The sequence below is a fragment of the Paraburkholderia solitsugae genome (assembly GCF_013177695.1).
Taxonomy (GTDB): domain Bacteria; phylum Pseudomonadota; class Gammaproteobacteria; order Burkholderiales; family Burkholderiaceae; genus Paraburkholderia; species Paraburkholderia solitsugae.
The window spans coordinates 61533-70112 of the sequence record NZ_WOEY01000105.1 but is presented as its reverse complement, the minus strand read 5'-3'; the positions used below and the strand labels follow the sequence as shown (position 1 = coordinate 70112).

General features: G+C 60.1%; 7 protein-coding genes and 1 pseudogene. 2 read left to right on the top strand and 6 right to left on the bottom strand.

Annotated features, from left to right (window positions below; translation table 11 throughout):
- Window positions 1-99: 99 nt before the first annotated feature.
- Together GNZ12_RS27015 and GNZ12_RS27010 are read right to left on the bottom strand one after the other, a co-directional pair.
- Window positions 100-918, bottom strand: a complete 819-nt coding sequence (locus GNZ12_RS27015) for a ParA family protein (protein ID WP_172315250.1) — start codon at window positions 916-918, stop codon at window positions 100-102.
- Between the two features lie 13 nt (window positions 919-931).
- Window positions 932-1339 carry a hypothetical protein gene (locus GNZ12_RS27010; protein WP_172315249.1) on the bottom strand — a complete coding sequence of 136 codons (408 nt, stop codon included), beginning with the start codon at window positions 1337-1339 and terminating at the stop codon, window positions 932-934.
- Between the two features lie 596 nt (window positions 1340-1935).
- Here GNZ12_RS27010 and GNZ12_RS27005 point away from each other — a divergent pair.
- Window positions 1936-2121, top strand: a complete 186-nt coding sequence (locus tag GNZ12_RS27005) for a hypothetical protein (RefSeq protein ID WP_172315248.1) — start codon at window positions 1936-1938, stop codon at window positions 2119-2121.
- Window positions 2122-2206: 85 nt separating this feature from the next.
- Window positions 2207-2456: pseudogene (locus tag GNZ12_RS44580) on the top strand (helix-turn-helix domain-containing protein).
- A 4-nt stretch (window positions 2457-2460) separates the two neighbouring features.
- On the opposite strand, the gene GNZ12_RS27000 reads toward GNZ12_RS44580, so the two are convergent.
- The 4 genes from GNZ12_RS27000 to GNZ12_RS26985 form a co-directional block, all read right to left on the bottom strand.
- Window positions 2461-3732 (bottom strand): hypothetical protein, encoded by a 1272-nt coding sequence (locus GNZ12_RS27000; RefSeq protein WP_172315247.1) that lies wholly within the window; start codon window positions 3730-3732, stop codon window positions 2461-2463.
- Between the two features lie 268 nt (window positions 3733-4000).
- Window positions 4001-4975, bottom strand: a complete 975-nt coding sequence (locus GNZ12_RS26995; protein ID WP_235993904.1) for a ParB/RepB/Spo0J family partition protein — start codon at window positions 4973-4975, stop codon at window positions 4001-4003.
- Between the two features lie 6 nt (window positions 4976-4981).
- Window positions 4982-6166: a ParA family protein gene (locus tag GNZ12_RS26990; RefSeq protein WP_172315246.1), complete on the bottom strand. Its 1185-nt coding sequence runs from the start codon at window positions 6164-6166 to the stop codon at window positions 4982-4984.
- Between the two features lie 239 nt (window positions 6167-6405).
- Window positions 6406-8310, bottom strand: a complete 1905-nt coding sequence (locus tag GNZ12_RS26985) for a phage integrase family protein (protein ID WP_172315245.1) — start codon at window positions 8308-8310, stop codon at window positions 6406-6408.
- Window positions 8311-8580: the final 270 nt, after the last annotated feature.

The following is an 8580-nucleotide window of genomic DNA, read 5'->3' as shown; positions in this document are numbered from 1 at the left end:
CCTCGATCGCCGCGGCCATTGCGCTGCCGGGCTTCATCTTCGATAGCTGAGCGAGGCTCGTCAGCTGTTGGCCATTTCTGAGCTGCATAGTTGTTTCCCTTACAGACCAATACGTTTGAACAGCGACTCACACACGGAACGCATTTCTGCTGCCGCGCGACGGTCGCTGTCGCCGCGTGGGTTCTTCCAGACTGGATGTTCCTTCGCGAGTTTTGTTGCAGAACGTTCTTGCAGCTCGACATCCAGCACGGCGTCGCCCCATTTCTGGCGCAGCGTGATTCGCTCTGTCTGGTCGTATGCGCGGCGCTTATTAACCTTGTTGAGAAGCACGCCGAGCAGTTCGAGATCCGGATTGAAGTTCTCAGCGATGATCTGAGCTTTCTGTGTGAGATCGAGCAGTCCGCTGGTCGCGTCCTTGTCCAGGTCACACGGCATCAGCAGGTAATCCGCGCAGATCATTCCGGCAAAGAGCAGGTTACTCATCGTCGGGGGCGTGTCGATCACGCAGATGTCGTACTGATCGTCCAGCCGGTTCAGCGCGGAGCGTGCGTGTTGCGTGCAATCGAGTGGCCACCCTAATACTTCTATCAGGTCGTCGGAGCCGGCGAACAGATCGACACCCGGCGCGATTGACATAGGCCGAGGTTCCTGCCCGCTCATGAACAGCAAGTGAGCACTGCTGTCCGGCGCAATGGCTGGCAGCTGAATATTGTCCCAATTGACGGATCGGGCACGCATCAGCGTTTCGTCCGCATTCGTCATTAACCTGTACAGCATCGTTCGGGTTAGGTTCGCCTGCGGGTCGAGATCAATCACGAGCGTGCGCAAACCCCTCTCCATAGCCGTGAATGACAGGTGCCGCGCGGTGGTGGTCTTTCCTACGCCGCCCTTCTGGTTCGCAATTCCAACCTTGTGCATGTTTCTCCCCGGCTTACGCGTAGATAGCCTGATCGATCGGCTCGAACACTCGGCCCAACGTATTGAAGACAGCCAGCCAGTTGGCCGCGTAAAGATTGACTCGCGCCGATTGGGCATCGGTGTGCTGCCCCGCGATGCTGTAGTGGCAGCCTTCCTGAAAGCACGTAACACGAGCGACAGCCCGAGCCGGGTCGACGTCAAAGCAGATCCACGACGCAGGATTAGCGCTCCCGCGCGCGGGCCGGTCGTGAGCGATCTCGACGGTGAGATGACCTTCTCTGGTCTCGTCAACAGTGCAATGGACTGCCATATCACCGGCCACTCGCGGCGGGGCAAAGTGCGTGCGGCTCGATGTCTTTCCAAGATTCGGAATCAGTTCGGTAAGCGCCTGGTAGATGCGCGATTGCACGGTGTTGGACATGAGACGCTCCGGTTATTGACGGTCCATTGATTTTTGATGGGTGACGTGTGGTCACGTGCAACGGATATTATTATTAGAAATGTTGACGGTCAATAGATAGTGCGAAATAAGTCCGATATCCCCCTGGATCGGACTACTTGGTTCGGCTAGAATCGCTCGTGTTTGAAGGCGCTCGAAGTGCCCGACAGGCCAGCTTCAGTGGATGCTGATGGCGCGAGTCAAGTCCGGTTCGGTTACGTGGGGCCGACCGGGAACGACAGCCCTACTGGTCCGCGTAGACAGGACTGGTGCAGTCGGAAAGACTTTCATATCTGCGCCGATGCGCGCACCCCGCACAAAATTATAGTACTGTCAAACAGTGAGTAAAATTTCGCATGCGAAAGTGTGAATCGGACGGCGTCATAACAACGGATCAGGAGCTGATCGTTTCGCTGCTGGACTCCGGATGTACGAGAGCTGAAGTTGGCGACCGGCTGAACATGTCTGCCGCCGTGATCGGCCGGCAGATATCCCGGATCAGAGAGAAAGTGAAACTAGGCACATATGATCCTCCACCCTTACCTATCGAAGCCGCGTTGACGCGCTGATACACCAACATGATCCGTTTCATTCTCTGCCTGCTCGGCGCCCTGTTCATCCAAGCCGCGGTCATGGCCCGCATGGCTAATGGTGGTTCCACTGACTTCTTCACCAGCTTTGGCGAAGGGCTCCGGGCGTCGGTGAACTTCGACACTGGCATCGTCCGGAACGCGGCCGCACTGGTTGGAGCCAAGCTCAACTAAATTTCGTCGTACGTTTGATCGCGGGATGACCATATCGCGAATAGGTCAAAATGGCATATTTGACGATAGTAGGGCGCATACGTGTATGCCCCCTTCGATCAACATCAATGACGAGCGCTACGAGCGTCTGCGCTTCCATATGCGCAGGCTTCGACTTGCCGCCGACCTCTTGCAGGTGCAACTCGCCCAGCGCGCTGCACGTCGACCAGCCAAACGTTTCGAAGATCGAGCGCCGAGAGCGATATGTCGACGTTTTGTTTTATCTCGACTGGTGTCGCGCCTGTGGCATTGACCCGGGTACCGCGTTCTCGAAACTTGCCTCCCTGGACAAGTAGCGAACTACGCGGTGGCGTTCGCGGGACAGCTCTGCGCTTGTCCTGACCAGACGGTTGCAAACTTCCCCTTCCCCGCCGCACGCAGCGCGTTTTTGATAACGTCGAGCTGTCCCGCAATGCCGCCGGTGAGCTGTCGAGGTTGTCCAGCGTATTCATTCCGCGCTGCGGCTGTCTGCTTCGGCGCTGTGCTCGCGAGTGCGTCGAACGTAGCGTGATGCGCGTCGGTCGCCGGCTGCAAGTCCCCTTTCCGCACGGCTTTGGCAAACGCCGATTGCCATCCGTTGAGTACGGTCCGCGCGATTCCTTCGGCGGCATCAAGGACGGTCAACGTGCTTCCGTCGGCGCTGACGGTTACGCGCCGGGTCCCGACCGCGTCGTAAAAGCTTTGGCCAGCAGAGCGGGCTACCGTGGCCGTCACTTCTGCCTTTTCGGTTGCTTCTCGTTGCTGCTGATCGGTTTGGTTCCGAAGCTGCCGGGCACGATAGGCAAAGTCGACTGGCTTGCGCAGAAGGGCGCGGAGGTAGTTGATTGGCGCGTGCGCTTTCTTGAGTCCAGCCCAGCTGACATCGACGACGTCGGAGAGGAATTTGCCGTTTGCTTTGGCTTCGGTCATGAGTTTGAAGACCAGAAATCTATGAAATCCCAGCGAAGTGAGGCGTTGGAGATCCGCGGGGAGGGTGCCTGGTTGTCTCTCTTGAGAGGAAGGAGGGAAAAGATCCTTATATATAGCTCCGTCTGCCACATTGGCAGACCGTAGAGCCAGCGAATCCTCCCGGGCTTCCTGAGCCTTTTCGTCCTTAGCATCAGGCGACGCCGTGTGACTGGCTGGAGTCTCCTTGACGACGAGACCAAGCAGCAAGGCCGCGCTTTCAGTGAGGTGGAGGTAGGCGCGACCAAACAGGCCAGCTTGACCGTATCGGCTTTGGGGAGGGCGCGTGATGAGGCCTGCAGCTTCGAGGTCGTCGAGGCTGCGATAGAAGGTCCGCATGGATTGCATGGCGCGGCCGGTAAGCAGTTCACGGCGCGCGAATATAGCGGCGTAGGGGCGTTTGGCGTCCACGGTACGGGCGAGGGCAGCGAGCAGGGCGCGGGAGCGTGCGCTGACGCCTTGTAGCTGCGCGGCACGATGGACGGCCCGGAATATCACCCAAGGCAGGTTGGTTGTGTCGCAGGTGAATTCGGCGCGTGCTTGTGCGTCGCCTTCTGCGGTTTGTGTTTCTGCTTCGCAAGGATGAGCTTCACCCTCGCCAGCAACGGAGTGTTGCGCGATAGACATGTCGAGCGTCCATTTTGGAAAAATGGAAGACACATGCTTGACTGCCGATCGCTTTCCGCTACACTCCGAAGTGTCAGTGCTTCGCCCGATTAGCCGTCGGGGGAGTGCAGCAGGAGGGGCGAGCGACAGCAAGCCCAATATTCAAAAGCCTTCGGAATTAGCCGTTCCGAAGGCTTTTGTCTTTCTAGCGTTAGAGCGTCATCGACTGCATCCAAGCCCCTTTCTTTTCCAGTAAGTCATTGATTTATAAGCATGTACGACTCGTACATCACTCCTTGCTCGTAATCTGGCTGGCGATGAACTCACGAATCCGCTGTGCCCAGTCGCTGGCAGACTCTGCGTCATCGCCCTTGAATTGAACTCCTACGACGCCTTTGCGAACCGAAATCTCGCAGATGTGCCGCTTACCGCTTTTGACGAACAGTTTTTCCGCTGGTGCAGCAGTAGGGCGTTTTGCCCGGGCCATACTCACGGCCTGCTCTTGCGTCATCGTTTCGTCGTTGACGAGCTTCTCGATCGCCGCAATTACTGCCTCAGCGCGCCCCGACTCCGCTATCTGCGACAGGGCCTGAGCCGCAGTGCTACCCAAGCGTTCCGGCCGTCTAAAGAGGATTTCTTTCGCTTTGTCCGGCAATGCGTCGTATCGCATGATCCGAGTTACATGGACGCGGCTAATGCCCGCGATCTCTGCAAGCGCCGCGTGGTCCAAGCCAGTTTCGGTTTGCAACTGAAGGAAATTCCAGTACTTCTCGAAGTCCGAAAGAGAGGGCGCCAACAGGTTGCTGAAAAATGCGAACTTGCTGACGTCCTCATCGGCAATATCTTGAGTTACAGCTCGAATGCGTTGCCGGCCCAGCTCGCGATAAATCGCGGTGCGATTGTGGCCAGCGACCAATTCACGTCGACCGTTCGGCCGGCGACGCAGCACGACAGGTTGAATCAGCGGGTTGCGTTCGAGGTTGGCTTTGAGTTCAGCGTATTCTTCCGGACTTAGTTTTCGGCGCCTGCCTTCAACTTCGTCGATGAGATCGAGGTCGACTTCTTCTTCAGCGGTGCGCTCGGCGAGAGCGCGTTTCAAGCGCTCGATCTCGTCATGCTGCTGCTCGGCAGTTGCCTGCAGGTGCATGAGCTGCCCCGGGGCCGTTCGGGGGGCCCCGACCGGACGACTTCCAGCTGCGGCCATCTCTTCGCTGGTGAGCTTGATGCCTGCCGCTTTTGATGCGAAATTCTTCATCGTCGCCATGGTCGCCTATCCTTTTTGCCAGAGACTCGAAATCTTGTCGTCTACCCGGTCGACGAACTGGTCGCACGGGGTCCGAATTCGCCGAAGAGTCTCTGCACCGCCCTCATAGACCGTCAGGTCGTAGACGGTCGCGAACCGCATGTTCGTGTTTCGCGCAACGTCGGTTTCGGGTATCTCGACAGGTATCACCCTTGAACCGTAGAGCTGCGAAATCCAAGACTGAACGGCTTTCGCAGCAGGCTTTGGCGTCATCCGGGTCACCAGAATGTCGATGAAATCGAATTCCTTCCTCGACTCATCCCCCCTGGCGGCCATCCCGGTCACCAAGTCAGAGAAGAGATGCCAAAACTGCACCATGGACGCGAACGCCAGTACATCGGGAACGACGGGCACAATCACTCCGTCAGCCGCGAAAATGGCATTGATCGTCAGGTAGCTAAGCGTGGGGGCAGTATCGAGAATGATGTAGTCGTATTCATCTCGCAGAGCTTCGAGACCCTTATGCAGAACGTTCTCAAAGCGCTCGCCACGGGCACCCGCTGAAGCCCGAGCCGGCAGCATGAACTCCGCGTTGAACAATTCCGTGGACGAAGGAATCAGATCGAGGTTTGGCCAGTAAGTGGACTGAGGAAGCGTCGACATGTCGAAGGGCTCTCCTTTCAAGAACGCTTCGACCAAGGGCATGATCGTCTGCGACGCATCAACCTCAGCGTGCGGATTTATCCCATAAAGCGTCGTGGCGCTTCCTTGAGGGTCGAGGTCGATATGGCAAACTCGCCGACCCCGCCGTAACGCGAGCCCCTGCGCCAAGATGGTCGACATCGTAGTTTTTGTGACGCCGCCCTTGAAGTTGGCCACCGCAATGACTTTGCCTGGACCGGTACGCGGCGGAGGGTTCAGTTCGGCCTTGACCCACTGAACTGCCTCTTCCACGGTAAACTGTCGTGGAGCGCCTCGACGGGACTGCGTGCCTTGCGGCAACTCCCCCTTCTTGAGTGCATAGGCCATCCGTTGGGTGTCTATGCCGCACATCTCCTGCACCCGCGCGGAACTGATTAACGGCGGGACTTTCCGGGGGAACGGTTCAAGCAACTCGTCGCGAATCTTCTGAAGCATGAAGTCAGATAGGCCGGCGAGCTTGATGAGGTCTTCGGGCGTCGTCTTCCCGGGATTCGCGAGGTCGAGATCCATAGCGTTCTTATGGCGTTCCATTCCGGTGGTTGTGTTCTATCGTTTGGGCGAAAATATAGCCAGCCGATAGAATTTCCCGAAGCGTAGCTGTCGCCTTGGGTAAACGCAAGTTAACTTTTACGGGGATGGACCGCCTGGGACCCCTTTAAATGCTGGGTTTGGCAGGTTTTCGTGAGAAATTACGTGAGGAAAAGCGTAGGTCGTCTCGGTAGCTACCCGCTCTTTCGCATGCGAAAAAACTACTTTTCTGCGCCCGAAAGGGCGTCCTCGAAGAACGCGTTCACGGCCTTGTAACGCCGCGCGCTGTCCCCTTTGGTGTAGATCGTGGTCGTCCCGAGGCTGGCGTGCCCCAGGTTGGCCTGTACGTCGCGCAGATCCGCGCCGCTGTCGAGCGTGTGGTTCACGTGGGTATGGCGCAGCCAGTGGGTGCTGGCACGGCGCAGATCGGCTGCGGCCCCGGGGTAGGCTGCCTCGAGCCGGTCGGCCGCCCGTGCGAAGATCCGCTTGAACAGGCGCGCGACGGCGTCCGGCGTCAGCGGCCTGCCGGTCTGCAGATGCGCAATCAGCGGCGTGTCTTTGGCGCACCTCCCGAGGGGTAGCGCCCCCCGCGCCTGCAGCTCCCGCTCCAGTTCCGCCATCAGCCGAACCGGCATCGGCACGTGACGCTTGCGGCGCCCCTTGCCGTGGACCTTCAGTTCCCACGCGTCGTCCAGCGCGCCGTCCAGCGCGGTGCGGGCCAAATCTCCCGTGGTTGACTTGGCCAGTTCCGCGCGTCGCAGTCCGGTGGCGTACGCGAGCAATAGTATGAAGTGGTCGCGCTGGTCTTCCCGCGCGTACGTCACGCGCTTTGTCGTCTGCAGCACGTATTGCCATTGGGCGTGCGTGAGCGTGCGTCCCGTCGCATCGATCTCGTCAATGCCGTCGGACTTCGGCAGACCGTGGAACGGGTTGCTGGCCAGATACCGTTCTCCGACCAGCCAGCTGCACATTGAACGCAGGACCTTGCGCGCGATCTCGCGACTGCGATCGCTCAGTTCTTTCCCGGTGAACGGCCGCCAGGCCGGCTCGAAGCGCTCGACGCGACGATTGCCAACCCAGCGGTCCGCGGGCTGCGGGTCCCGCAAGAAAACCTCGATGTACTCGCTGCAATCCAGCGTATTGAGCGACGACAGCGGTTTGCGCTTCTCCACGATCGCCCATAGCAGCAGGCGTTCGGCCTCGCGCCGGTAGGCCCGGGCCGTATCGGCGCTGCGGGCTCCGCGGACGTTCACCCAGGCGGCGATCGCAGCGAGATCGGTATCCAGCTCGGCCTGGTGCGCGGGCACGGGTGCGCGGTTCAGCCCGCGGGAGCCGTCGAGTTCTGCCGATACGCGCAGCGCTTCCAGCGGTACGACAGCCGGTACGGTTGGCGCGATCGGCGGCCGGGTGAGCGCCGGATGTCCCGGTTGCAGCTGCCGGCGCGGCGTGGTGGCCAGCGGGGACAGTACCTGCCGAAGTGACGTGGCATGCAGCGACAGCCAGTCCATGATGCGCTGCGCGCCCTTCGGACCGAGCTTCGGCACCTCGGTGTGCCAGCGGTTACGGCGTCGGCCAATCAGGGCCAGCAGGTCGGCCAGCGTCGAGAGGCCGGCCGCCTGCAGCCGGCCGGCGACGACGGGCTCGAACCAGCCGTCCAGTGGATGATCCGGGGCCGGGTCCTGGACCAGCGCCTTTTCCATGCGGCCGAGCGCATCGGCCTGGCGGCGCCGCAGCCGGGCATTGCGGGCAATCCGCCGGTCCATCCGCGGGGTGGCTTCCGGCGGGTAGTCGGCCAGGTACAGGTCGAGCAGCTCCGCCTCGCCATAGACGTGGTCTGGATCGATGCGATCCCGGTAGACCTCCAGCGTCGGCACGTCGTCGGTGCCGTGCAGCTCCGCGAGCGGGATGCTGCCGGGTTTGAGGCGCAGCAGGTGCGCCGCCTCGATGTCGCGCGCGCGCCGCGCGGCGACCGCCAGCGTGTCGCGCAGCGTCGCAATCAGTCGACGTGTGACGCGCACGTCGGTGCCGGGCTCGCCATAGGCGGTGTGCAGACCCTCGATCGTCGCGCCCTCAAGGTAACCGCGGTACAGCGCGAAGTGCGCCCGGGTGAGCCGCCGAACGGTCATGGTCTGCGTCCGGTGAAGTAAAAGTGGGACGGTCTGGAAAACGTAGACGTGATGTCGGGCATTTTTTGCAGTGAGGCGCGCGGGAATTATCGTGCCGGATCAGGCACTTGCACGAAGGCTACCAGCGCAGCGGAAATCTGCCAAGCAAAAACACCACTCCCGCTAACTCCAGTTATCAGATGTGGCGATTTTCATGCACGGCGCTTTCTGGTCGTCGCCGGCCGGCGTCAGGTTTGCCTTGGGTTTGCCTGTGAGCCGTGCGATGCGGTA